The sequence below is a fragment of the Brucella sp. NBRC 12953 genome, assembly GCF_040369775.1.
Taxonomy (GTDB): domain Bacteria; phylum Pseudomonadota; class Alphaproteobacteria; order Rhizobiales; family Rhizobiaceae; genus Brucella; species Brucella pseudogrignonensis.
On record NZ_BAABSV010000004.1, the window covers coordinates 400,351 to 424,998 of the forward strand.

Genomic DNA, 24,648 nt, shown 5'->3' on the forward strand with positions numbered 1-24,648 from the left:
ATCTTTGCGGCAATTTCTGACAATCGCCATATCAGCTGCAGAAATAAGCCGATAGTATAGTTGCACTTCGCAAACCATCAAATTAGCGCGAGCCAATTGTTATTCCATGCGGGTTCACTCTTGATTTCAGCCGCGCAATCCGTCATGCGATTGGTAAAGAAAACTGACCACAAGGGGTGGGAGAATGCCTAACATCGTCGAGATCGCCGATCTGAAGCGACTGGCCAAGCGCCGCGTCCCGAAAATGTTCTTCGATTATGCAGATTCGGGTGCCTGGACGGAATCAACCTATCGCGCCAATGAAACCGATTTCGCCAAGATCAAGCTGCGCCAGCGCGTTCTGGTCGATATGACCAATCGTTCGCTTGAAACAACGATGGTTGGCGAGAAGGTCGCAATGCCTGTGGCCCTCGCCCCGACCGGCCTAACCGGTATGCAACACGCAGATGGTGAAATGCTTGCGGCACAGGCGGCAGAGGCTTTTGGCGTTCCTTTTACCCTCTCGACCATGAGCATCTGCTCCATCGAAGACGTGGCATCCGTCACCAAGAAGCCATTCTGGTTTCAGCTCTACGTGATGAAAGACCGCGAATTCGTCAAAAACCTGATCACCCGTGCGAAAGCTGCCGGTTGTTCGGCTCTGGTGCTGACGCTTGATCTGCAGATTCTCGGTCAGCGCCACAAGGATCTGCGCAACGGCCTTTCCGCCCCGCCAAAGTTCACGCCAAAGCACATCTGGCAGATGGCAACCCGTCCGGGCTGGTGCATGGGCATGATGGGCACGCAGCGCCGCACCTTCCGCAACATTGCCGGTCACGCGAAAAATGTTACCGACCTGTCGTCGCTTTCCTCCTGGACTGCAGAGCAGTTCGATCCGCAGTTGAACTGGAATGATGTTGCATGGATCAAGGAACAATGGGGCGGCAAGCTGATCCTCAAGGGCATCCTCGACGTTGAAGACGCGAAGATGGCCGCAAAATCCGGTGCCGATGCGATTATCGTTTCCAACCACGGCGGTCGCCAGCTTGACGGTGCTGTCTCGTCCATCTCCATGCTCAAGCCAATTGTCGACGCTGTCGGCGATCAGATCGAAGTGCATATGGACGGCGGTGTTCGCTCAGGCCAGGATGTTCTGAAAGCCCGCGCACTGGGTGCGCAGGGCGTGTTCATTGGCCGTCCGTTCCTATACGGACTTGGCGCCATGGGTAAGGAAGGCGTTACACTCGCTCTCGAGATCATCCGCAAAGAACTCGACATCACGATGGCTCTCTGCGGCAAGCGCAACATTAACGATATCGACCAGTCCGTCATACAGTCAGTCGATTTCAAGTAAAGATTGCAGAACCCGGCTCAGGCCGGGTTTTTCTTTCCCGGTTAGACGACACTTCTCAAGATAAATACTACCGCAAGTTTAGTGCTCGCTAATAAGAAGTAACGATAGCTTAAGCATATTCATTTACCATCTTTTTCCAACGGTTCGGGAACCGCAATTATTTCGGTTGGAGTTGGGTAGATGAAATATGTTTCCGCTATAGCGCTCATGACATGCAGCATGTTGATCGGTGCAAACGGAGCGCGCGCAGCTGACATTATTCTTGAGGAGCCAGCGCCAGTCGTTGTGGCACCTGCTCCTTTGGCGTCCGGGTGGTACATCCGTGGCGACATCGGTTACAACTTCAAAAACAAAACCGATGGTGAATGGGATTTCTGGAACCAGGAAAATCCACCCTATCGCGGCATCGACGACACGTTGAAATACGATAGCTTCAAGCTGAAAGGCGGCGCAGCCTACGGCGTCGGCGTCGGTTATCGTTTCAACGAAATGTTCCGCACAGATGCAACGCTGGATTTCTTCCGCGCCAATATTAACGGCCGTACAAACTGCACCAGCTACGTAAAGAGCGCCCACGGCCTCAACCCGGTAGAAGATAATTGCCATTATGAAGACGCATCGACGGCAAATATCTGGACAGCAATGGCCAATGCCTATGTCGATCTGCCAAAGGTTGGAGCGGTCACGCCTTATCTTGGCGCCGGTCTGGGTGCTGCCTATGTGAAATACGGCAATTGGGATACGCGTCAGGTATGCTCTGACTTCACAACCCGCAATTGCGATTACCAGTCAGACAAAGGCGGCCTCGACAGCTGGCGTTTTGCCATGGGCCTGATGGCTGGTGTGAGCTACGACCTTACCGAGCAGCTGAAGTTTGACCTTGGCTATCGCTATCTGCGCATCAATGGTGGCAAAGCCTATGGTTATGATGCCGCAGACAGCAGCACAAACCCCTACGGCAACTCCGAAGGTCCGGGCGCAACAGGCGCACAGGCCAAGGACAATGGCTTCAACATCCATACGGTCCGCGCCGGTCTTCGCTACGAATTCCGCTAAGCAGCAGCCGTCCTAAGAAATCAAAAGCCCGGCCAAATGCCGGGCTTTTTCTACGCCCGTGACGCCGGCGCTTTCGAGAGCAGCACCGTGCGGATTGCAAAGCTCGAATGAATGCGCGCAACACCCGGCAGCCGCGATAGAATTTCCTTGTGAATGATTTCATAGGAAGCGGCATTCTCCGCCTCAACCCGCAGAATATAATCGGCATCGCCGGTCATCAGATAACATTCCTGCACTTCTGGATGGCGACGCACCGCCTCTTCAAAGCGGTTGAGATATTCTTCCGTCTGCCGGTCCAGCGTGATGCGAACAATCGCCACCAGCCGCTCATCCCCGCCGGAAGATCCAACAATCGCGGTATATCCGCGAATAACGCCACTTTCTTCGAGAATCTGTACACGCCGCAGACAGGCCGACTGCGAAAGCCCCACTTCGGCGGCAAGCTGGCTGTTCGTCATCCGGCCATCGCGTCGCAGCGAACGGATGATATTGCGGTCTATGCTATCCAGTGTCGCCATGAATATTCTTCGAATGATGAGCTAATAAGTGCGTAAATCATGCTAAAATTCGCATAATCTACGACAAAATGCAAAAACATTCGAATAGTCTTCGACTATCATTATCGCTATTGCTTTGGGGTCAAGGAATAGCGATCCGCCAGTCGCCGAAACCCGACATCGAAGCAATGTGCTTTTGGGAGGAAGCGGATTAGATTCCAGGCATCCCACCAACAAACCGAGTGCACTGGAAATGACCGATATGTCGATGCATTTTTCTCAAACTGAACGAGACCTCGCCGCAGGCGGCGTTCTAACCATCGACCTTAAAGCCCTGCGCCACAATTATTCGACCATCGCAAAGCGTATTGCGCCAACCCGCACAGCCGCTGTTGTGAAAGCTGATTCTTACGGTCTTGGTGCAAACCGCGTCGCGCCGGCTTTTTATGAAGCAGGTTGCCGCGATTTCTTCGTCGCCCATCTTGGCGAAGCAATTACGCTCCGCCCTTTTCTCAATCCAGATGCGACGCTTTACGTGCTGAACGGCCTTCAGCCCGGCACCGAAGCTGCCTGCGCACGCGAGAAAATTCTGCCTGTTCTCAACTCGCTGGAGCAGATTGAAAACTGGTCGGCACTTGCCGCAAGCCTGAACGAAAAACTGCCTGCGCTGCTACAGATCGATACCGGAATGTCGCGCCTTGGCCTGTCGGCCAAAGAACTCGACCAACTGGTCGATGACCAGCATCTTCTGGACCATATCGATGTGAAATTCGTCATCAGCCATCTGGCGAGCGGCGATGAACCGGAAAATCCGGCCAATGCGCGCCAGCTGGCAGCTATGTCGGCAGCGCTTGCGCGTTTGCCAAAAATGCCGGTGGCATTTTCAAACTCCGGCGGCTGTTTTCTCGAAAATACCTATCACTTCAATCTCGCTCGTCCGGGCGTAGCGCTTTATGGCGTTGGTCCTTCAGCGGGTGAAAACCCAATCAAACCAGTACTCGAATTGTCCGCACGCGTCATTCAGGTGCGCGATATCGATAAGGGCGCGGCAGTCGGTTATGGCGGCACATTCATAGCAAGCAAGCCCATGCGGATTGCAACCATTGCAGTCGGTTATGCCGATGGCTGGTTCCGCGCTTTGAGCAACAAGGGCTCCGCCTTTTATGGTGACACGCGTCTGCCGATTGTCGGTCGTGTTTCGATGGATTCGATCACGCTTGACGTAACTGCCCTGCCGGAAGGCGCAATCAAGCTTGGCAGCCTGGTTGAACTCGTCGGCCCGCATCAGCGACTCGAAGATGTGGCCCGCGATTGCGACACCATTCCTTATGAAATCCTGACTTCGTTAGGCCACCGCTATGCCCGTGTTTACGTGGATGGCGCAGCATCTGAAACAAAAGCATAATAATTAAGAGGCGAACATGCAGATCACCATTCTCGGCAGCGGCGTCATCGGCGTCACCAGCGCATACTATCTGGCCAAGCTTGGCCATGAAGTCACTGTCGTTGACCGCGAGGAAGGCCCTGCACTGGAAACCAGCTTCGCCAATGCCGGACAGGTTTCGCCGGGCTATGCATCGCCATGGGCAGCACCCGGCATTCCATTGAAAGCTGCCAAATGGCTGTTTCAGAAACATGCGCCGCTGGTTCTGCGCCTGACCACAGATCCGAAGCAGTACGCTTGGCTGTTGCAAATGCTCGCGAACTGCACCGAGAGCCGCTACAAGGTCAATAAAACCCGCATGGTTCGTGTGGCCGAATATAGCCGCGATTGCCTTGTCGCTCTGCGCGAGGAAACCGGCATTCAATATGACCAGCGCACACAGGGCACTTTGCAGCTGTTCCGCGAGCAGTATCAGCTCGACGGCATCGGCAAGGATATCGAAGTTCTGCGTCAGGACGGCGTGCCGTTTGAAGTGCTTGACCGTGAAGATTGCGTGCGGGTCGAGCCTGCTCTGGCCCGCGCCAGAGACAAGTTCGTCGGTGGCCTGCGCCTGCCGCATGATGAGACCGGCGACTGCTTCAAATTCACCAATGAACTGGCCAAAATCGCCGAAGGTCTCGGCGTCAAATTCCGCTTTGGCGTTGACATCAAATCGCTGCTGATCTCTGGCGGCAAGGTGTCGGGCGTTGAAACCTCGGAAGGTGTTCTGACGGCTGATCGCTATGTTGTGGCGCTGGGCAGCTACACGCCCGCTCTGGTCAAGTCGCTTGGCCTGAATGCTCCGATCTACCCGGTCAAAGGCTATTCGATCACCGCTCCAATCATCAATGAAGAGCTGGCGCCTGTCTCGACCGTACTTGATGAAAGCTACAAGATTGCCATTACCCGCCTTGGTGATCGCATCCGTGTGGGCGGCATGGCCGAAGTCTCCGGCTTCACCAAAGACCTGCCTGCTGCACGTCGCGCAACGCTTGATCTCTCGGTAAGTGATCTGTTCCCGGGCGGTGATCTCAAGGCTGCGACCTTCTGGTCGGGCCTGCGTCCAATGACGCCGGATTCAACGCCGATCATCGGTGCAACACGCTATGACAACGTGTTTATCAATGCAGGCCACGGTACTCTTGGATGGACCATGGGTCCGGGTTCGGGCAAGCTGCTCGCCGACCTCATCTCCGGCAATAAGCCGGATATCCGTGCCGACGACCTTAGTATCGCGCGCTACGCATAAATCACGGTGGCGAGGAAGCGAAACCAGAAATCAGTCCAGTGGACTGATTTCCCCGCATAGGCATTTTCTCTTGGCACACAAAGATCGCCCTAGCCAATGAGATGGCGCAGAAGCCCGGCTGATGCGATTGCCACCACGACCGTTACAAGCATAGGAAACCGCGTTGCGGCGGCAATTGTCAGCGCAAGCGCAATCATATCCGCTGGTTTGCCGGTAAAAAACTCCGGCGCGATAACGCTAATCAGCACGCAGCCGGGCGCGCTTTCCAGCAGCATTTGCGCCCGCGGACTCAGAGTGCGATTGCGCAGGAAAATATAACCGCCGATGCGGGTCATGTAAGTGACCGTCGCCATCAGCAATATGGTCAGAGCGTGAATAGGGTCGATCATCATTCTGGCTTCGCCTGCTTCCAGGCCACGATAAGACCCGCCACAACACCAGCTGGCACATACCAGGCGCCAGGAACGCTCAGATAGGTTACGCCCGCAACGATGAGGCTCACCAGCCATGGCAGAGCGGCAACCGGTCCCTTCCACATGCTGGCAAGGATAACGATAAAGACTGCTGGAAACGCCATATCGAAACCGAAGCGTTTCACATCACCCAGAACCGGACCAACCAGCGCACCTATAGTCGTGAAGACAATCCAGGTTGCATAAAGGCCGAGTGCGGCTCCGAAGTAATAACGAATGCTGAAGCGGTTGCCCGACTTGCGCGCATCGGCAAGACCAAGCGCCCAGCTCTCGTCACACATGAAGAACAGCGCCAGAAATGCCTTGCGCTTCGGCAAATGCTTGATGAGCGGCGCAAGCGCTGCACCCATCAGGAAATGTCGGCTGTTTACGAGAAATGTGATCGCGACAATCAGCAGGATATGCGGCGGCGACGTCCAGAGTCCAATGGCAGCAAATTCCGAACCTCCGCCAAAATTCAGGCCGGTCATCATCGGCACTTCAACCGGGCTCAGACCCTTTTGTGTGGCCTGTGCGCCCAAGAGCAGTGCGAACGGAACAAAACTCAGACAGACGGGAATGGCTTCCCGCAGGCCACGCAGGCCTTCAGATCGCCGGGAGACGCCGCTTTGCCCCTCGACAAAATCCATACTACGCATCAACTATTTCCTTTTTGAAGAGCAACAATGCGCTCATTCCGAACCGGGAAAATACGTCAATTCGCGCAGATTATTGTTGCTTTTACACTCTCTATACACAAAATATTGGCTGTAAATATCAACAATTTGTCATTAGGCGCATTATAATGCCAACATCAATTGATGCAATTGATCGTGCCATCCTTCGGGTGCTCCAACAGGAAGGCAAGATTAACAACACTGAACTTGCCGAACGTGTTGGCCTCTCCCCATCCCCGTGCCTTCGCCGGGTGAAGCAGCTGGAAGATGCAGGCTTCATCGAACGCTATGTCGCACTGGTCGATGCTGCGAAGCTCGGAATGGGCTTCACTGTTTATGTGCGCATATGGTTGACCGGTCAGGACGAAGAAACTGTCACAAGCTTTGTGAAGGCGATTGAAAAGCTGCCGCAGATTGTCGAATGCCATTTGATGGCAGGTGATTGCGATTTTCTGCTGCGCGTCATTACGCCTGATCTGGAAGGTTTCAGAAAATTCCAGATGGAATATATCGGCAAGATAAAGGGCGTTCGGAACATAAAATCCGAAATCCCGATGCAGCAGATCAAGCGCTCATGGGTCGTGCCACTATAGGCGCTTTGGTTGACACATCAGAAACTCGGCGGTGTGCAGGCGCTCACCACTTCGCAGGCTACTGGCCCCACGCATTTGAACCGATGTGGCAGCTTGCTTGAGAAATAATAGGCATCGCCCGGCCCCAAGATTCGGCGCTCGCTACCGACCGTCACTTCGATGCGACCCGAAATGACGATGCCCCCCTCCTCGCCCTCATGCATGAGCAGAACCTTGCCGGTATCCGATCCCGGCTCGTAGCGCTCTTTGAGGATTTGCAGCGAACGCGCAAAGAGGTGGTCGCCCACCTGTCGATAAGAAATCGGCCCCTTGCCGATCTCCACCAGTTCATCCGCCTGATAGAAGACCTTGTGCGGCGCATCCGGCTCAAGCGCAAAAAACTCGGCCATTCCGATAGGAATTCCATCCAGAATGCGCTTTAATGCACCAACCGACGGATTGGACTGATTGGCTTCGATCAGCGATATGGTGGAATTGGTCACGCCAGCACGTTTTGCAAGCTCTCGCTGAGACAGATTCTGCCGCATTCGCACATAGCGAAGCCTGCCTCCGATATCGATGCTCATCGACGGTTCCCCTTATTGTTTATGATGTTCGATATATCACAAACTTCCGTTTCAAAGCACGTAATTTCAATGGCTTAAATTTCTGAAGAAAAGGACTTGTTGCCTTCGATAATGCATGGCCTCCTGCTCTCAAAATAGGAGGTTTTAATGCTTAACAACACCAACGCGCCAAGTCTTGATAACTTCTGGATGCCGTTCACGGCGAACCGCCAGTTCAAGGCCGCCCCACGCCTGCTCGCAAGCGCTTCGGGCATGTATTACACTGATGTCGACGGCCATCAGGTTCTGGATGGCACGGCTGGCCTTTGGTGCTGCAATGCCGGTCATGGGCGTAAGCAGATCACCCAGGCTGTCGAGCGCCAGATCTCGACCATGGACTTCGCGCCGACCTTCCAGATGGGCCACAACATTGCTTTCGACTTTGCCGAAAAGCTCGCAGCCATTGCGCCTGGCGGCCCGGATGCCAAGCTTGATCGCGTGTTCTTCACCAATTCCGGCTCGGAATCGGTCGATACCGCACTGAAGATCGCCATCGCCTATCAGCGTGCCATTGGTCAGGGCACCCGTACCCTCATCATCGGTCGTGAAAAAGGCTATCACGGCGTTGGCTTCGGCGGCATTTCTGTCGGCGGCCTCGTCAACAACCGCCGCGTCTTCCCGCAGATTCCTGCCGATCATATGCGCCATACGCTCGATATTGGCCGCAATGCATTCTCCAAGGGCTTGCCGGAACACGGCATTGAACTCGCCGACGATCTGGAACGTCTGGTTCAGCTGCACGGCGCAGAAAAAATTGCCGCCGTCATCGTTGAGCCAATGTCCGGCTCTGCCGGTGTTGTTCTGCCACCAAAGGGCTATCTCGAACGCATCCGCGCGACCGCTGACAAGCACGGCATTCTGGTGATCTATGACGAAGTCATCACCGGCTTCGGACGCCTCGGCACACCATTTGCTGTCGATTATTTCGGCGTAAAGCCTGATCTCGTCACCACCGCCAAGGGCCTCACCAACGGCGCAATTCCAATGGGCGCGGTCTTTGCAAGCCGCACAGTGCATGACGCGCTGATGACCGGCCCGGAAAACGCCATCGAGCTCTTCCACGGCTACACCTATTCCGGCCATCCGGTTGCCTGTGCTGCCGGTCTTGCCACGCTTGAAATCTACGCCGAAGAAGGTCTTCTGACCCGCGGCGCAGAACTGGCCGAGCATTGGCAGAACGCGCTTCATTCGCTGAAGGGCGCGCCAAATGTCATCGACATCCGTAACCTCGGCCTCGTTGGCGCAATCGAACTGTCGTCACGCGAAGGCGCTATCGGCGCACGCGCTTACGATGTCTTTGTCGATTGCTTCAAGAAGGGTCTCCTGATCCGTGTGACCGGCGACGTGATCGCGCTTTCGCCACCACTCATCGTGGAAAAGGAACAGATCGACACAATCGTTTCCATGATCGGAGATGCGCTTAAACGCGCGGCCTGATCACCACCCAGATCGAGCCGCAACTTGGCCGCCGCTTTCCCCTGCGGCGGCTTTTTTCTTAAGCATTTCTAGCAAAAGTGCGCAGCGGTTTTGCGTAAGATAGTGCGTAAAAACAAACAAATAGAGAAGTTTTGGCATTATGCATAACCAGAACTTCTCTATGAATCACATTATGCGGAAAGTGGTCCAAGGGATTCTGCGCATTATCATTTTAGCGGCCACTATGTGCGAAGCCTCCAAAAGCGTAATAACGTTACATTACATCGCTAAATTTAGCTCTGCGACGGCGTAAATTTTGCCACCAGCGCATGACTATCGCCCGGATAAGTGAAGCGTACATGCGTCACCGGCTGATCGGCATTCCACGTCTGGCGCTCAACGACAAGACAAGGCGAACCGGCAGGCACGCCAAGCGTCGCAGCGTTTTCCTCGGTTGAGACAACCGCACGGATGGAATGCTGCGCATTGCTCCAAGGCACGCAGGAAACAAGCCACGGACCGGGTGATTGCTCTGCAAAATCGGTCTCTCCCGCGCTCGGCACAGCATCAAGGCTGATAATGCGTTCTTCCAACGCAAAGACCCGCTTCCCTGCATAATGACGGCAAACTAGTTCGACCAGCGGCGTGTGTCGTGGCATGTCGATATGACGCGCATCGGCAGGGCCGCTCAACCGCTCATTTCGTTTCAGCAGGTCAAAACGATAAGGCTGCCCAAGCGCTGCAACCTCATCGCGAATATCGTGGATTTCGAGAATAGCGGCTTGTGACTGCGGGAAGGAAACAAAGCTGCCCGAACGGCGCTTTCGTTCAATCAGACCGGCTTTTGCCAGCTGCGTCAGCGCCTTGTTCACGGTCATGCGCGAGCAATTATAATACTCGGTAAGCTCGTGCTCGAACGGGATGCGATGACCGGGCTGCCATTCGCCAGAAATAATGCGCGTTTCAATATCATCCAGAATACGCTGATGCAGCGATAATGTCGGCTCGTCTTTTCCGGATGGATTGTCCTGCACGTCCCGCTCGCCCCATCTATTAGTTCAGCAATTCGCCGATCACTTTCTGGAAAGCACGCTCTGCCGCATCGCGCAAGCGGTGATGTCCACCCTCCACCTGTTTCATGCCGCGCACCCACACATCAGAGGCACGCGCACGACCGGCAAAAATCCAGCCATCGAGAACCGCATCCCCTTTTGCATGGGGCAGGCGCTCAACATCAAGCGATACAAAATCTGCCGAAGCACCCAGTCTCAAACCATCGCCTTCGCGACCCATAGCAATATTGCCGCCTGCCAATGCACCATCAAACGAGGCTCGTCCGGTCGAGCCTTCGTTTTTCGCCAGCACATTGCGCGCTCGATGCAGCAAACGCTGCGAATATTCATACTGCCGCAGCTCATCGCCAATGCCGACCAGCACATTGGAATCGGACCCAACGCCGAAACGGCCACCATTGGCATCAAACACGGTGGCATTGAACGTGCCATCGCCAAGATTGGCTTCCGTAACCGGACAAAGACCGGCAATCGCACCAGCCTGAGCCATACGCACGGTTTCCGTGTCACTCATGTGCGTTGCGTGGATAAGGCACCAGCGCGACGACAATTCCTGATGGTCAAGCAGCCATTCAACAGGTCGCTGTCCGGACCACGCAATGCAGTCCTCCACTTCCTTAACCTGCTCGGCAATGTGAATATGCACCGGCGCGCCGGGCAACAGCTTTGCTGCAAATGTCAGCTCATCCGGGGTGACAGCACGCAGACTGTGCGGCGCCACGCCAAGCACAGCACCATCGAAGCCAGAAAGAGCCCTCTCGCAGCCCTCGATCAAGCGCGCAAAACTCTGCTGATCGTTAATGAAACGGCGCTGGCCCTCATTGGGATCGGCACCGCCAAAACTCGAATGCGCATAAAGCACCGGCAACAAGGTCAGACCGATGCCAGCCGTTTGCGCTGCCGAGACAATGCGGTCCGCCATTTCCGAGATATTGCTGTAAGGTGTGCCGTCGCGATCATGATGCAGATAATGAAACTCACCGACGCGTGTAAAACCGGCTTCCAGCATATCGACATAAAGCCGCAATGCGACTGCTTCCGCCTGTTCCGGCGTCATGGTCAGTGCAAACTTATACATGATCTCGCGCCAGCTCCAGAAACTGTCAGCCGAAGGGCCGCGCCGTTCAGCAAGGCCAGCCATGCCATATTGAAACGCGTGGCTGTGCAGGTTTGGCATCCCCGCTACGATCACCTTATAGCGCTCGTCTCCCGTTTTGGCTTCAACACCAATCTCCACAGAAGCAATTTTTCCCTGAGCTAAACCAAGCCGCACATCCTCTGCCCAGCCCGTCTGCAAAAGCGCCTGACCAGCATGGATAAATTGCGTTGTTGGGACTGCGGCTGACATTCGATGAAGCTCCTCATTCCGCCCAATTTGAACACCCGTTTTTCAACAGATCGCGATTGGATGCATTTTTTCTCTTGGCGGTTCCGTTAATATGTATATACATTATTGAAAACCAGGGGAAGCGAGAAAACGATCATGACACAGAAATCGAACTTCGTTTTAACGCAGGCACGCATCGCCACTCTATCGGAAAAGGCAGATGGACTTGGTTTGATCGAAGCTGCAGCAATTGCCGTCAAAGATGGCAAAATCGCTTATGTCGGCGCTGAAATTGATCTTCCTGCTGAATATGCCTCGCTTGAGAAGATTGACTGCGAAAACCGCCTGATCACGCCCGGTCTGATCGACTGTCACACGCATCTGATCCACGCAGGCAATCGCGCGCATGAATTTGAGCTGCGCCTGAATGGTGCCACTTACGAAGAAGTTGCGCGCGCGGGCGGCGGTATTGTTTCCTCTGTTAAAAACCTGCGTGCGGCCAGCGAAGATGATCTGGTCCGTGAAACCCTGCCCCGCCTCGATGCGCTGATTGCTGAAGGCGTGACGACGGTTGAAGTCAAATCGGGTTATGGTCTCGATACGGACAGCGAAGCAAAGTCATTGCGTGCGGCTCGCCGTCTTGGGCATGAACGCGATGTTGCTATTCGCACGACCTTCTTGGGCGCACATGCTCTGCCGCCGGAAATGAATGGCGACAAAACGGCTTTCATCGACAAGATCGTCAATGAAATGCTGCCTGCTATTGCGAGCGAAAATCTCGCCGATGCCGTGGACGGGTTCTGCGAAGGCATCGCCTTCCTGCCGGATGAAATTGCACGCGTTTTCGATGCTGCAAAGGCGCACGGCCTTCAGGTCAAACTCCACGCAGACCAGCTTTCCAATCTGCATGGCGCAGCTCTTGCCGCTTCATATGACGCACTTTCCGCCGATCATCTCGAGTATACCGATGCGGAAGGTGCAGCCGCCATGGCAAAGGCTGGAACTGTCGCGGTTCTGCTTCCCGGCGCTTATTATTTCATCCGTGAAACGCAAAAGCCGCCGGTCGATCTTTTCCGCGCAGCTGGCACAAAGATGGCGCTGGCCACCGACAATAATCCCGGCACTTCGCCGCTTACCTCGCTTCTGCTCACCATGAACATGGGCGCAACCCTGTTTCGTATGACAGTTGATGAATGCATTGCAGGCGTCACCCGCGAAGCAGCACGTGCTCTTGGTGTGCTCGACAAGACCGGCACGCTGGAGGTCGGCAAGGACGCGGATCTCGCCATCTGGAGTGTCGAGCGTCCGGCAGAGCTTGTTTACCGCATTGGCTTCAACCCGCTCTGGAAGCGGGTTTTCAAAGGCCAGATTTAATTCATATCCCCAATGGAGTTTTCCATGTCCCTCATATTGAAGCCCGGCAGCGTTCCACTCTCAACAATCGAGAAAATCTATCGCGAAAACCTCGCCGTTCGCATTGATCCGTCATTCCATGCTGGTGTTGAAAAGGCTGCGGCACGCATCGCCGAAATCGCAGCTGGCGATGCACCGGTTTATGGCATCAATACTGGCTTTGGTAAGCTTGCCTCTATCCGTATTGCTCCCGAAGACGTGGCAACACTTCAACGCAATCTGATCCTGTCGCATTGCTGTGGCGTGGGTGAACCGCTGAGTGAAGAGATCGTGCGCCTCATAATGGCGCTGAAACTCATTTCGCTTGGCCGTGGTGCGTCGGGCGTGCGGCTGGAACTCATCACCCTCATCGAAGCCATGCTTGAAAAAGGCGTGATCCCGATGATCCCGGCCAAGGGTTCGGTTGGCGCTTCTGGCGATCTTGCACCGCTCGCTCATATGGCAGCGGCCATGATCGGCGAAGGTGAAGCCTTCTATCAGGGCGAACGCCTGCCATCTGCTGAAGCACTGAAGAAAGCAGGACTCAAGCCCGTCGTTCTGGCTGCCAAGGAAGGTCTTGCCCTCATCAACGGCACACAGACCTCAACTGCACTGGCATTGGCCGGTCTGTTTCGCGCGCATCGTGCATTGCAGGCAGCCCTTGTCACCGGCGCACTTTCGACCGATGCGGCAATGGGTTCCACCGCCCCGTTCCATCCGGATATTCACACATTGCGCGGCCATCAGGGCCAGATCGATACGGCCGCAGCGCTGCGCAATCTGCTGTCCGGTTCGGTCATTCGCGAGAGCCACCTTGAAGGCGACCAGCGCGTACAAGACCCTTATTGCATCCGCTGTCAGCCACAGGTCGATGGTGCCTGTCTCGACATTCTACGCCAAGCTGCACGCACACTTGAAATCGAAGCCAATGCCGTTACCGATAACCCACTCGTCCTCTCCGATGACAGTGTGGTTTCAGGCGGCAACTTCCATGCCGAACCAGTTGCTTTCGCAGCAGATCAGATCGCGCTTGCCGTCTGTGAAATCGGCGCGATTGCCCAGCGCCGCATTGCGCTTCTGGTTGACCCTGCGCTTTCATTTGGTCTTCCAGCTTTCCTTGCAAAAAAGCCGGGTCTCAATTCGGGTCTTATGATTGCGGAAGTCACTTCGGCTGCACTGATGAGCGAAAACAAGCAAATGGCGCATCCGGCATCGGTTGATTCAACGCCAACCTCCGCCAATCAGGAAGATCATGTTTCCATGGCCTGCCATGGGGCGCGTCGCCTGTTGCAGATGACTGAAAACCTCAACGCTATTATCGGCATTGAAGCATTGACAGGCGCACTCGGCGTTGAATTGCGCGGCCCGCTCGAAACCAGCCCTGAACTGAAAGCTGCCACCGCCGTTCTGCGCGCGCATGTGCCGACACTCGACGTTGATCGCTACATGGCCAACGATTTGGCAAGCGCAAGCGCCATCATCGCCGACGGCTCGTTCACCGCCAGCATCAGCGCAAATATTCTGCCATCTCTGGAGGCCTGATATGAGCGTCTTTGAAGTCAGGCAGGGCACGTCGCCCGTCATTCTCGGCCTTCCCCACACCGGAACAGACGTGCCGGAAGACATCTGGGCACGGCTCAACGACAATGGCCGCATTCTTGCCGACACCGACTGGCATATCCACAAGCTCTATGACGGGCTTCTGGACAATGTCACGACAGTCCGCGCCACGTTTCACCGCTATTGCATCGATGCCAATCGCGATCCGGCAGGCGTCAGCCTCTATCCCGGCCAGAACACGACGACGCTGATCCCGGATACCGATTTCGACGGCCTTGCCATCTGGAAAGACGGCGAAGCACCCACCGAAGCCGACATTCCCGATCGTATTGCCCGCTTCCACAAGCCCTATCACGATGCGCTTTCAGCCGAAATCGAACGCGTGAAAGCAATCCATGGCGTGGCGATCCTTTATGATTGCCACTCGATCCGCTCGCATATTCCATTCCTGTTTGAAGGCAAGCTGCCGGATTTGAACATCGGCACAGACCTCGGCAAGACTTGCGCACCGGAAATTGAAGCCGCTGCCGTGGAAGTGACCCAAAACGCCACCGGCTACACGTCCATCCTCAATGGCCGCTTCAAGGGCGGCTGGACGACGCGCCACTATGGCAAGCCCGAAACCGGCGTCCACGCCATCCAGATGGAGCTGGCGCAATCCACACATCTGGCGACCGAGGCCGTGCCTTTCGCATACGACGAAGCCAAGGCCGAGCCACTCCGCGCCCATCTCAAAAACCTATTGCAGCGTCTCGAACAGATCGCTGCCAAGATCTAAGTCCGAAAAGGGGAAATCATGTCCAACCCACGTCATAACGAACGCGACGTTCGCGCTCCACGCGGCACCGAGCTCAACGCCAAGAGCTGGCTTACCGAAGCCCCCCTGCGCATGTTGATGAACAATCTCGACCCGGACGTTGCCGAACGCCCGCATGAACTGGTTGTCTATGGCGGCATTGGTCGCGCAGCCCGTACATGGGACGATTTCGACCGTATCGTTGCAACGCTGAAGACACTCAACGACGACGAAACCCTGCTGGTGCAGTCGGGCAAGCCGGTCGGTGTGTTCCGTACCCACAAGGATGCGCCGCGCGTTCTGATCGCCAATTCCAACCTCGTGCCACATTGGGCAACCTGGGACCATTTCAACGAACTGGATAAGAAGGGCTTGGCCATGTATGGCCAGATGACCGCCGGTTCGTGGATTTATATCGGCGCGCAGGGCATCGTTCAGGGTACCTATGAAACCTTCGTGGAAGCTGGTCGCCAGCATTATGATGGCAACCTTAAGGGAAAATGGATTCTCACCGGCGGCCTCGGCGGCATGGGCGGCGCTCAGCCTCTCGCAGCGGTTATGGCTGGCGCTTGCTGCCTCGCAGTCGAGTGTGACGAAACCCGCGCTGATTTCCGCCTCCGTACCCGCTATGTCGATGAAAAAACCCACAGCCTTGATGAAGCTCTGGCTAAGATCGACGAATGGACCAAGGCAGGTGAAGCCAAATCCATTGCACTCATCGGCAATGCCGCTGATGTTTTCCCGGAACTCGTCAAGCGCGGCGTGCGCCCTGACATCGTGACCGATCAGACCTCGGCACATGATCCGGTGCATGGCTATCTGCCAATCGGCTGGAGCGTTGCTGAATGGCGCGCCAAGCAGGAGAGCGATCCGAAGGGCGTCGCAAAAGCCGCCCGCGCTTCGATGAAGGTGCAGGTTCAGGCCATGCTCGACTTCTGGAATGCTGGCATTCCAACGGTGGATTACGGCAACAACATCCGCCAGATGGCGCTTGAAGAAGGTCTGGAAGACGCCTTTGCCTTCCCGGGCTTCGTGCCTGCCTATATCCGCCCGCTGTTCTGCCGCGGCATTGGGCCTTTCCGCTGGGCAGCCCTTTCCGGCGATCCGGAAGATATTGCAAAGACCGATGCCAAGGTGAAGGAACTGCTGCCAGACAACAAGCATCTGCACAACTGGCTCGACATGGCGAAAGAACGCATCGCGTTTCAGGGTCTGCCAGCGCGCATCTGCTGGGTTGGCCTCGGTGATCGTCACCGCCTCGGCCTCGCTTTCAACGAAATGGTCCGCAATGGCGAACTGAAAGCACCTATCGTCATTGGCCGCGATCACCTCGACAGTGGCTCGGTCGCTTCGCCAAACCGCGAAACCGAATCCATGAAGGACGGCTCGGATGCTGTATCCGACTGGCCGCTGCTCAATGCCCTGCTCAACACCGCATCGGGCGCAACATGGGTATCGCTCCATCATGGCGGCGGCGTCGGCATGGGCTTCTCCCAGCATTCGGGCATGGTCATCTGCTGTGACGGCTCGGAAGATGCCGACCAGCGCATCGGTCGTGTGCTGTGGAACGATCCGGCTACCGGCGTCATGCGCCATGCCGATGCGGGCTATGAAGAAGCGCTCGACTGGGCAAAGCAGCAGGGTCTGCGTCTGCCTGCAATACTGGGTAATTAATCCATGCACATCTTACGCAGCGCCGACCACAAGCACATGCCGTGGAAAAACGGTGGCGGTGTTACGGTTGAAATTGCGATCCACCCTGAAAATGCGTCAGTCGATAATTTCGACTGGCGCATTTCCACAGCAACCGTTGCCAATGACGGCCCCTTCTCGGTTTTCACTGGCATTGATCGCACATTGTCGGTGCTGGAAGGCAACGGCATTGTTCTCGATGTTGAAGGTTTGGAAACCACCCTCACACGCGAGACAGCACCCTTTGCATTTGCCGCCGATGCCAGCTCTGGTGCCTGCCTCATCGACGGAACAATCACCGATCTCAACGTCATGACGCGACGCGGGCGCTTCACGCATCACGTCGAACGCATCGCCATTTATGATTCGAGAATTGTTGCATCCAATCGCGGCGCCATGCTTATTTTCTGTGCAGAAGGCAATTTCGATCTAAAAACAGACAGCAGAATCGCGCATCTGAGCCTGCATGATTGCTTGGTCATGTCGGGAGAGGCTCAGTTTTCTCTAGAACTTATTGGTAAGGGGATCGTCTATCGGATTGCGATTATCGAAGTATAATCAACAATCTACGGGAAATTTGAACAGTTTGGCGGCCAAAGGATTCTTTATACGCCTCTCTGGACAGAAATTTCCGCCCTGCTAATTTGTCTGCCAGAATATGTATATGCTTAAAACAAAAAAGGGGTTCACATATGAGAAAATCTTGGTTGGCAGGCGCAGCCCTCGCAGCGCTCACCTTCGCTTCGAGCGCACAGGCAGAAACAAAAGTCGCAATCGGCTTTTCCGGCTGGACCGGCTTTGGTCCGCTGACGCTTGCGAAAGAAGCAGGTATCTTCAAAAAGAACGGCCTCGACGTCACGCTCAATAAAATTCCGCAGGCAAGCCGCCACCTGGCGCTCGCATCGGGCGATATCCAGTGCGCGGCAACCACCGTTGAAACATGGATCATCTGGAACGCGGCTGGCGTGAAGTCCAAGCAGATTTTCCAGATGGACAAATCCTATGGCGCTGACGGCATCGCCGTGCGCGCCGATGTCAATTCCTTTGCCGATCTGAAGGGCAAGACCATTGCCGCTTCCGCTCCCGGCACGTCGCCATACTTCTTCCTTGCCTTCATGCTGGCCAAGAACGGCATGACCACCAAGGACGTGAAGATCGTCAACATGGAACCGGGACCAGCAGCGCAGGCTTTCGTTGCAGGCCAGAACGACGCTGCCCTGACCTACGAACCATATCTGTCGACGGTACGTGCAGCACCCGACAAAGGCAAAATTCTCGCCACAACACTCGAATATCCGGCTGTCATGGACACCGTTGGCTGCACCCCGGATTTCCTTGAAAAGAACCCGGAAGCTGCCAAGGCACTCGCCAACAGTTATTTCGAAGCGCTTGAAATGATTGCAGCCGATCAGGCCAAATCCTACGAAATCATGGGCAAGGATGTGAAGCAGTCAGGCGAAGAATTTGGTAAGTCCGCCGCCTATTTGCGCTGGCAGGACAAAGCCGCCAACCAGAAGTTCTTTGAAGGCGAGTTCAAGGAGTTTTCGGAAGAAGCCACCAAGCTCCTGCTGGACGCTGGTGTGATCAAGAACAAGCCGAACCTCGACGATATTGTCGACACAAGCTTCATCAAGTAATCACATCGAAAAAGCAGGCTCGGAGTTCGCTCCGGGTCTGTTTCATTTCAGCCTCACGTAGTGCCTGACTAAACGGATATATCTATGCAGCCTATGCAACCGATTGGAAACGGAGCCCGAATTTTTCTGGGAATTCTGTTCTTCGTGCTTTTCTTTGCTTTCTGGGGCGTCGCAACCCTCGGAGGCTTCGTTTCCCCTACCTTCCTAGCCGATCCGATCACCATGGTTCAGGATGGATATGATCTCATCGCCAATCAGGGTTTCCTTTCGGATATCGGCATGACTGTCTGGCGTGTGCTGGGCGGCTTCATCATGGCAAGCATCGTTGCCATTCCGCTTGGTATTGCGATGGGTGCATATAAACCCATTGAAGCGCTGCTCGAACCCTTCGTTTCCTTTGCACGTTACTTGCCAGCATCGGCTTTCGTGCCACTTCTCATTCTCTGGTCAGGCATTGGCGAAACACAAAAGCTGCTCGTCATCTTCATCGGCGCAGTCTTCCAGCTCATTTTGATGATCGCTGTCATTGTTTCTAACACGCGCCGCGATCTGGTTGAGGCTGCCTATACACTCGGCGCCAAGGATCGCGGCGTTATTCGCCGTGTGCTTGTGCCTTCTAGCGCCCCCGATATTGCTGAAACGCTGCGCCTCGTGCTCGGCTGGGCATGGACCTATGTAATCGTCGCTGAGCTGATCGGCGCATCATCGGGCATCGGCTATATGATCATCAATTCGCAGGCGCTTATGGCCACCGGACAGATCATTTTCGGCATCATTGTAATCGGCGTTATCGGCCTGATTTCTGATCTGGCGTTCAAATACATCAACCGCTGGCTCTTTGCGTGGAGGTTTGCGTAATGGTTACGACAACCGAACAGGAACTCGTCGTTAAAGGCGTGAGCCGTACCTTTCCGGGTGTTCACGGCGGCAAACCAACCCTTGCTTTACAATCAACTGATCTCATCATTCCGAAGAATGATTTTGTCACCATTCTCGGTCCTTCGGGCTGCGGCAAGTCCACACTTTTGCGCATCATTGCCGGTCTCGACAAGCCGACCACTGGCACGGTGACGCTGGAAGGTCAGCCGGTCAAAGGACCGGGTGCTGATCGCGGCATGGTGTTCCAGTCTTATACGCTGTTTCCATGGCTAACCGTTCGGCAGAATGTCGGTTTCGGCCTGCGCGAAAAAGGTATGCCGGAAAAGCAGGCCCGCGAAATTATCGATAGCTACATCGATAAAGTCGGTCTGCGCGGATTTGAAAACCACTGGCCGAAGCAGCTTTCAGGTGGGATGCAGCAGCGCACGGCAATCGCCCGTGCACTTGCCAATGACCCAAAAATCCTGCTCCTTGATGAGCCTTTCGGCGCGCTCGACAACCAGACGCGTGGACTGATGCAGGAACTCTTGCTCGGCATCTGGGAACGTGAGCAGAAAACCGTGATCTTCGTCACCCACGATATTGAAGAATCGATCTTTATGGCGACCCGCGTGGTTACGATGACAGCCCGCCCCGGCAAGATCAAATCGATCACGCCGGTCAATATTGAGCATCCGCGTTCCTATCAGGTCAAAGCCAGCCCGGAATTCTCGGAGCTGCGCTTAAAGCTCACCGAAGAAATCCGCAACGAAGCAATTACGGCGGCAAAACAGGCTGCCTGAAAATTATTGTTCCTTCTGATGAGATGGTATCTTAAGAAAAGGCTGCGATGTTCTTCGCAGCCTTTTCTTTTTAGCGTTTGCGCGCATCTATTCCGAAAATCGCTTCACACTTTTCGGGATGCGCTATTTTCAGGACCGTTCCAACATGGCCGTTTCAGCAGAACTTGAAGACCGCATCGTTTATGTGAATGGCGATTATGTCGCCGCGCGCGATGCAAAAATCTCGATCTTTGATCGTGGTTTTCTCTTTGGTGACGGAATTTACGAAGTAACCGCAGTCCTTGACGGCAAGCTGGTCGATAGCGACCCGCATATGAAGCGTCTGCGTCGTTCGACAGGTGAAATCGGCATTCCTATGCCGATGAGCGAAGATGAGATTGTCGAGATCGAGCACGAACTGATCCGCCGCAACAATCTCACCGAGGGTCTGGTCTATCTTCAAGTAACGCGCGGCGATGGTCGCGACCGTGATTTTGTCGCTAAAGGTTTGGAGCCATCAGTGGTTCTGTTCACCCAAGTTAAAGCCCTTGCGGTCCGGCCGGAAGTCGCAACAGGCATCCGCGTGCTTTCACTGGACGATCTGCGCTGGAAGCGTCGCGACATCAAAACCGTCTGCCTTCTGCCACAGGCTCTCGCCAAGGAAATCGCCCAGAATGCCGGTTGCAGCGAGGCCTGGATGTTAGAGGACGGCTACGTCACCGAAGGCGCATCTTCGACCGGCTATATCGTCACTCAGGATGATGTAATCGTCACCCGCCCAAACAGCAATGCGGTCCTGCCAGGTTGCACACGTTTGTCGCTGTTGCAGCTCATCGCTGAAACCGGCATGAAGCTTGAAGAGCGTCTTTTCACGATTGATGAAGCCTATGCTGCGAAAGAAGCTTTCATGACCAGCGCGGGTACTTTTGTAACGCCGATTTCGTTTATCGACGACAAGCCTATCGGTGGCGGCAAGCCCGGTCCGGTCGCTCTCAAGCTCCGCGAGATTTATCTCGACCACGCGCGCCGTACGGCGATCTAAGAAATACAAATCGGGCCGGAACAATGTTCCGGCCCGAATGGCTTCTGCCTCCCTCTCCCAAAAGGCGAAGCACCAGCGCGATAACGCGCCGATAGTGAGCTTTTTTCCGCAAAAACGGCCTCTGAAACACGTTAAATCGTGTTAAACCCGTGTCAGGAATATGGCCATTTCATGGCCAAAGCCCGTTTAGCGGCGCTGGTTATAGACGTCGATGCAGACGGCACCCAGCAGCACGATGCCCTTAATGACCTGCTGATAATCGATACCAATACCCAAGATCGACATGCCATTATTCATCACGCCCATGATGAGCGCGCCAATCACCGCACCCGTCACACGCCCCACACCACCGTATGCCGATGCACCACCGATGAAGCAGGCGGCAATCACGTCAAGCTCAAAACCAAGGCCAGCCTTTGGTGTCGCCGTGTTGAGACGGGCCGCGAAAACCAGACCCGCAAGCGCTGCCAGCACGCCCATATTCACGAAGACGAGGAAGGTCAGCCGCTCGGTTTTAACACCCGAAAGCTTGGCCGCATGGCGATTGCCACCCACCGCATAAATCTGACGACCGATCACTGTTCGGTTGGTCAGGAACGCATAGGCAGCAATCAGAACAGCCATGATAATCAGGACGTTAGGCATACCACGATGCGACGAAATCAGCAGCGCGAGATAAGCAATACCAGCAAAGAACAGAATATTCTTGGCCACGAACAGGCCGAACGGTTCTGTCTCCACCTCGTGCGCGATATGGCGCGCGCGCGATCTTGTATTCTGCCAGACGATGAAGCCCGCAATGACCACGCCGAGGATCAGCGATGTGAGATAGATACCGCCTGATGTTGTGCCAATAAACTCCGGAATGAAGCCGGACGAAAGCTTCTGGAAAACCTGCGGGAATGGCCCGACCGACTGCCCACCAAGAACGGCAAGCATCAGACCCTTGAAAACCAGCATCCCCGCGAGCGTCACGATGAAGGACGGAATGTTGAAATAAGCGACCCAGAAGCCCTGCATCGCGCCGATGATCCCTCCTACCAGCAAGCACAGAATAGCTGCGATCGGAAATGGAATTCCCCACCGCACCATCATGACAGCTGCCAGTGCGCCGATGAAACCGCAGACCGATCCAACCGAAAGATCGATGTGTCCGGTCACGATAACCAGCAGCATTCCGAGCGCCATAATGACGATATAGCTGTTCTGCAATACGAGATTGGTGAGGTTCAGCGGCTTCATCAGCACGCCGCCGGTCACGATCTGGAAAAAGATCATGATCGCGATGAGCGAGAGCAACATTCCCGATTCACGCAGATTGTTTTTGAGATAACGCCCCACACCGCTCGGCGCTTTCGGGCCGCTCTGAATTACGTTCTCGCTCATTATTGTTTTCCCTTGTTCCGCATGATGGCGCGCATGATGTTCTCCTGCGTCGCTCCTTCGCCAGCCACTTCGCCGACGAAAGCTCCCTCATGCATGACGACAATGCGGTCGCAGATACCGATCAGTTCCGGCATTTCGGATGAAATGACGACCACGCCCTTGCCGCTGTCAGCCAGTGAATTGATGATTGTGTAAATGTCGTATTTCGCGCCCACATCGATGCCGCGCGTCGGTTCATCGAGGATCAGCACATCCGGCCCACTGAACAGCCATTTCGACAGCACCACCTTCTGCTGGTTGCCGCCTGAAAGCGTGCCTGTTTCCTGATAAACGTTGTGGCAGCGGATGCTCATCTGATCGCGATAGCTGTTCGCGACCTTCATTTCGCGAATACTGTCGATCACGCCCTTGGGGCTGACACCGCGCAAATGCGCGAGTGATATGTTGCGCGATATATTCTCGCCAAGAACAAGGCCCAACTTTTTGCGGTCCTCAGTCACATAGGCGAGCCCCGATTTGATGGCGCGGGCGACCGTGGAAATATCAACCGGAGTGCCGTTCATACGAGCTTCACCGGAAATATTCGTACCCCATGAACGCCCGAAGAGGCTCATGGCAAACTCGGTACGACCAGCGCCCATCAGGCCGGCAATACCGACGATCTCACCGGCTCGCACCTTAAACGAAACGTTCTTGACGGAGTGGCGCTCCGGATGAAGCGGATGATAAACGGACCAGTTGTCGACCTCGAAAATCACATCGCCAATGTTCGGATCGCGCTTTGGATAGCGGCTTTCCAGATCACGATCGACCATCTTGCGGATGATATCGTCTTCCTCGACCTCGCCAGCATTGCAATCAAGCGTTGCTACAGCGCGACCATCGCGCAGCACCGTGATCTTGTCGGCTACTTCACGAATTTCATTGAGCTTGTGCGAAATCAGGATCGAAGTGATACCCTGCGCGCGAAACTCGCGCAGCAATGCCAACAAGGCCGCACTATCGGTTTCGTTGAGGCTTGCTGTCGGCTCATCAAGGATCAGAAGGCGCACACGTTTGGAAAGCGCCTTGGCAATTTCGACGAGCTGCTGTTTGCCGACACCAATATCCGTCACCAGCGTATCCGGCGATTCCGTCAGGCCAACCTTCTTCAAAAGCGCCTTTGTGCGGCTATGCACCTCGCTGCGGTCAATAACACCATAGCTTGCAGGCGGATTGACGAGAAAAATATTCTCGGCAATCGTCATGAGCGGCACCAACGCCAGCTCCTGATGGATGATGACAATGCCGAGCGCTTCGGAATCATTGATATCGCGGAAGTGTCGCTCTTCTCCGTCAAAAAAGATCGAACCTTCATAGCTGCCAGAGGGATAAACACCCGACAGCACTTTCATCAGCGTTGATTTGCCCGCGCCATTTTCGCCGACAAATGCGTGAATTTCTCCCGGCATCACGGTAAAATTGACATCGCTCAACGCCTTCACGACACCGAAGGATTTGCTGATGCCGCGCATCTCAAGCAGGGGTTTACCGGCAATATCCGGCTGACCGCTGTTCTGCTCAAGCGCGACAGGATTGGCTACGTTCATCGCTCGCTCCCATTACTAGAGCGCCGCGCGCCTTCTGGGGCGCACAAATCTCGCTCTAAATATCTGTATTTACAGCATAATTTTACCTTAACTTACTCAAGTTGAAGGAATTAAGCTGTAGCCTGCCATGCCATCATTCTGCGAACCCTCAGCCCTCAAAAAGACAACGCTGTCAATCTGTTAGCCTAACCCAGTTCGAAAACTGGGCGGCGG

23 protein-coding genes are annotated in these 24,648 nt (G+C 55.0%); 15 read left to right on the forward strand and 8 right to left on the reverse strand.

Going from position 1 to position 24,648, the window contains the following annotated elements; translation table 11 throughout:
- The first annotated feature begins 184 nt into the window (after positions 1 to 184).
- Together ABWV94_RS12175 and ABWV94_RS12180 are read left to right on the forward strand one after the other, a co-directional pair.
- Positions 185 to 1,333 (forward strand): alpha-hydroxy acid oxidase, encoded by a 1,149-nt coding sequence (locus ABWV94_RS12175; RefSeq protein WP_007876196.1) that lies wholly within the window; start codon positions 185 to 187, stop codon positions 1,331 to 1,333.
- A 180-nt stretch (positions 1,334 to 1,513) separates the two neighbouring features.
- A complete protein-coding gene (locus ABWV94_RS12180; RefSeq protein WP_007876198.1) occupies positions 1,514 to 2,389 on the forward strand; it encodes an outer membrane protein in 876 nt (291 codons plus the stop codon).
- A 50-nt stretch (positions 2,390 to 2,439) separates the two neighbouring features.
- Here ABWV94_RS12180 and ABWV94_RS12185 read toward each other — a convergent pair whose 3' ends face one another.
- Complete coding sequence (locus ABWV94_RS12185; RefSeq protein WP_064320925.1) at positions 2,440 to 2,907, reverse strand: Lrp/AsnC family transcriptional regulator; 468 nt, start codon at positions 2,905 to 2,907, stop codon at positions 2,440 to 2,442.
- A 232-nt stretch (positions 2,908 to 3,139) separates the two neighbouring features.
- On the opposite strand from ABWV94_RS12185, the gene alr reads away from it, so the two are divergent.
- Both alr and ABWV94_RS12195 read left to right on the forward strand, forming a co-directional pair.
- The gene (gene alr / locus ABWV94_RS12190; protein WP_079212178.1) at positions 3,140 to 4,291 is read left to right on the forward strand and encodes an alanine racemase; all 1,152 of its coding nucleotides are present in this window, start codon (positions 3,140 to 3,142) and stop codon (positions 4,289 to 4,291) included.
- A 16-nt stretch (positions 4,292 to 4,307) separates the two neighbouring features.
- Positions 4,308 to 5,558: a D-amino acid dehydrogenase gene (locus tag ABWV94_RS12195; RefSeq protein ID WP_007876203.1), complete on the forward strand. Its 1,251-nt coding sequence runs from the start codon at positions 4,308 to 4,310 to the stop codon at positions 5,556 to 5,558.
- A gap of 89 nt (positions 5,559 to 5,647) precedes the next feature.
- Here ABWV94_RS12195 and ABWV94_RS12200 read toward each other — a convergent pair whose 3' ends face one another.
- Both ABWV94_RS12200 and ABWV94_RS12205 read right to left on the reverse strand, forming a co-directional pair.
- Positions 5,648 to 5,947 (reverse strand): AzlD family protein, encoded by a 300-nt coding sequence (locus ABWV94_RS12200; RefSeq protein ID WP_064322441.1) that lies wholly within the window; start codon positions 5,945 to 5,947, stop codon positions 5,648 to 5,650.
- A complete protein-coding gene (locus tag ABWV94_RS12205; protein ID WP_007876205.1) occupies positions 5,947 to 6,660 on the reverse strand; it encodes an AzlC family ABC transporter permease in 714 nt (237 codons plus the stop codon). The genes ABWV94_RS12200 and ABWV94_RS12205 overlap by 1 nt, the downstream gene beginning before the upstream one ends.
- A 155-nt stretch (positions 6,661 to 6,815) precedes the next feature.
- Between ABWV94_RS12205 and ABWV94_RS12210 the strand changes: the two genes are divergently transcribed.
- Positions 6,816 to 7,280, forward strand: coding sequence for an Lrp/AsnC family transcriptional regulator (locus tag ABWV94_RS12210; protein WP_079212180.1), 465 nt, complete (start codon positions 6,816 to 6,818; stop codon positions 7,278 to 7,280).
- A 17-nt stretch (positions 7,281 to 7,297) separates the two neighbouring features.
- Here the strand turns inward: ABWV94_RS12210 and ABWV94_RS12215 are convergent, their stop codons facing one another.
- Positions 7,298 to 7,846: a cupin domain-containing protein gene (locus ABWV94_RS12215; protein WP_007876209.1), complete on the reverse strand. Its 549-nt coding sequence runs from the start codon at positions 7,844 to 7,846 to the stop codon at positions 7,298 to 7,300.
- A gap of 147 nt (positions 7,847 to 7,993) precedes the next feature.
- Here ABWV94_RS12215 and aptA point away from each other — a divergent pair, with 147 nt between their 5' ends.
- Positions 7,994 to 9,322 carry an omega-aminotransferase AptA gene (gene aptA / locus ABWV94_RS12220; protein ID WP_007876210.1) on the forward strand — a complete coding sequence of 443 codons (1,329 nt, stop codon included), beginning with the start codon at positions 7,994 to 7,996 and terminating at the stop codon, positions 9,320 to 9,322.
- 272 nt (positions 9,323 to 9,594) lie between these two features.
- Here the strand turns inward: aptA and hutC are convergent, their stop codons facing one another.
- Together hutC and ABWV94_RS12230 are read right to left on the reverse strand one after the other, a co-directional pair.
- The gene (gene hutC, locus ABWV94_RS12225) at positions 9,595 to 10,335 is read right to left on the reverse strand and encodes a histidine utilization transcriptional repressor HutC (protein WP_113496286.1); all 741 of its coding nucleotides are present in this window, start codon (positions 10,333 to 10,335) and stop codon (positions 9,595 to 9,597) included.
- A gap of 19 nt (positions 10,336 to 10,354) precedes the next feature.
- The gene (locus ABWV94_RS12230) at positions 10,355 to 11,722 is read right to left on the reverse strand and encodes a formimidoylglutamate deiminase (protein WP_113496287.1); all 1,368 of its coding nucleotides are present in this window, start codon (positions 11,720 to 11,722) and stop codon (positions 10,355 to 10,357) included.
- A 135-nt stretch (positions 11,723 to 11,857) separates the two neighbouring features.
- Here ABWV94_RS12230 and hutI point away from each other — a divergent pair, with 135 nt between their 5' ends.
- The 9 genes from hutI to ABWV94_RS12275 all read left to right on the forward strand — a co-directional run bounded on the left by hutI (position 11,858) and on the right by ABWV94_RS12275 (position 21,460).
- The gene (gene hutI / locus ABWV94_RS12235) at positions 11,858 to 13,075 is read left to right on the forward strand and encodes an imidazolonepropionase (protein ID WP_079212184.1); all 1,218 of its coding nucleotides are present in this window, start codon (positions 11,858 to 11,860) and stop codon (positions 13,073 to 13,075) included.
- Positions 13,076 to 13,099: 24 nt separating this feature from the next.
- Entirely contained in the window at positions 13,100 to 14,635 is a 1,536-nt protein-coding gene (gene hutH, locus ABWV94_RS12240; RefSeq protein ID WP_113496288.1) for a histidine ammonia-lyase, read from the forward strand.
- Between the two features lies 1 nt (position 14,636).
- Positions 14,637 to 15,431 (forward strand): N-formylglutamate deformylase, encoded by a 795-nt coding sequence (hutG, locus tag ABWV94_RS12245; protein WP_113496289.1) that lies wholly within the window; start codon positions 14,637 to 14,639, stop codon positions 15,429 to 15,431.
- 18 nt (positions 15,432 to 15,449) lie between these two features.
- Positions 15,450 to 17,123: a urocanate hydratase gene (gene hutU, locus ABWV94_RS12250; RefSeq protein ID WP_113496290.1), complete on the forward strand. Its 1,674-nt coding sequence runs from the start codon at positions 15,450 to 15,452 to the stop codon at positions 17,121 to 17,123.
- Positions 17,124 to 17,126: 3 nt separating this feature from the next.
- Positions 17,127 to 17,699: a HutD/Ves family protein gene (locus ABWV94_RS12255; protein WP_353413690.1), complete on the forward strand. Its 573-nt coding sequence runs from the start codon at positions 17,127 to 17,129 to the stop codon at positions 17,697 to 17,699.
- 134 nt (positions 17,700 to 17,833) lie between these two features.
- On the forward strand, positions 17,834 to 18,778 hold the full coding sequence (locus tag ABWV94_RS12260) for an ABC transporter substrate-binding protein (RefSeq protein ID WP_039860058.1): 945 nt from the start codon (positions 17,834 to 17,836) through the stop codon (positions 18,776 to 18,778).
- A gap of 84 nt (positions 18,779 to 18,862) precedes the next feature.
- On the forward strand, positions 18,863 to 19,636 hold the full coding sequence (locus ABWV94_RS12265; protein ID WP_113496292.1) for an ABC transporter permease: 774 nt from the start codon (positions 18,863 to 18,865) through the stop codon (positions 19,634 to 19,636).
- Positions 19,636 to 20,439 (forward strand): ABC transporter ATP-binding protein, encoded by an 804-nt coding sequence (locus ABWV94_RS12270; RefSeq protein WP_064320938.1) that lies wholly within the window; start codon positions 19,636 to 19,638, stop codon positions 20,437 to 20,439. The genes ABWV94_RS12265 and ABWV94_RS12270 overlap by 1 nt, the downstream gene beginning before the upstream one ends.
- A 145-nt stretch (positions 20,440 to 20,584) precedes the next feature.
- The gene (locus tag ABWV94_RS12275) at positions 20,585 to 21,460 is read left to right on the forward strand and encodes a D-amino-acid transaminase (RefSeq protein ID WP_353413693.1); all 876 of its coding nucleotides are present in this window, start codon (positions 20,585 to 20,587) and stop codon (positions 21,458 to 21,460) included.
- 186 nt (positions 21,461 to 21,646) lie between these two features.
- On the opposite strand, the gene mmsB is transcribed toward ABWV94_RS12275, so the two are convergent.
- Positions 21,647 to 22,846, reverse strand: coding sequence for a multiple monosaccharide ABC transporter permease (gene mmsB / locus ABWV94_RS12280; protein ID WP_007876249.1), 1,200 nt, complete (start codon positions 22,844 to 22,846; stop codon positions 21,647 to 21,649).
- Positions 22,846 to 24,435 (reverse strand): multiple monosaccharide ABC transporter ATP-binding protein, encoded by a 1,590-nt coding sequence (gene mmsA, locus ABWV94_RS12285; protein WP_113496293.1) that lies wholly within the window; start codon positions 24,433 to 24,435, stop codon positions 22,846 to 22,848. Before mmsA ends, mmsB begins: the two co-directional genes overlap by 1 nt.
- Between the last annotated feature and the right edge of the window lie 213 nt (positions 24,436 to 24,648).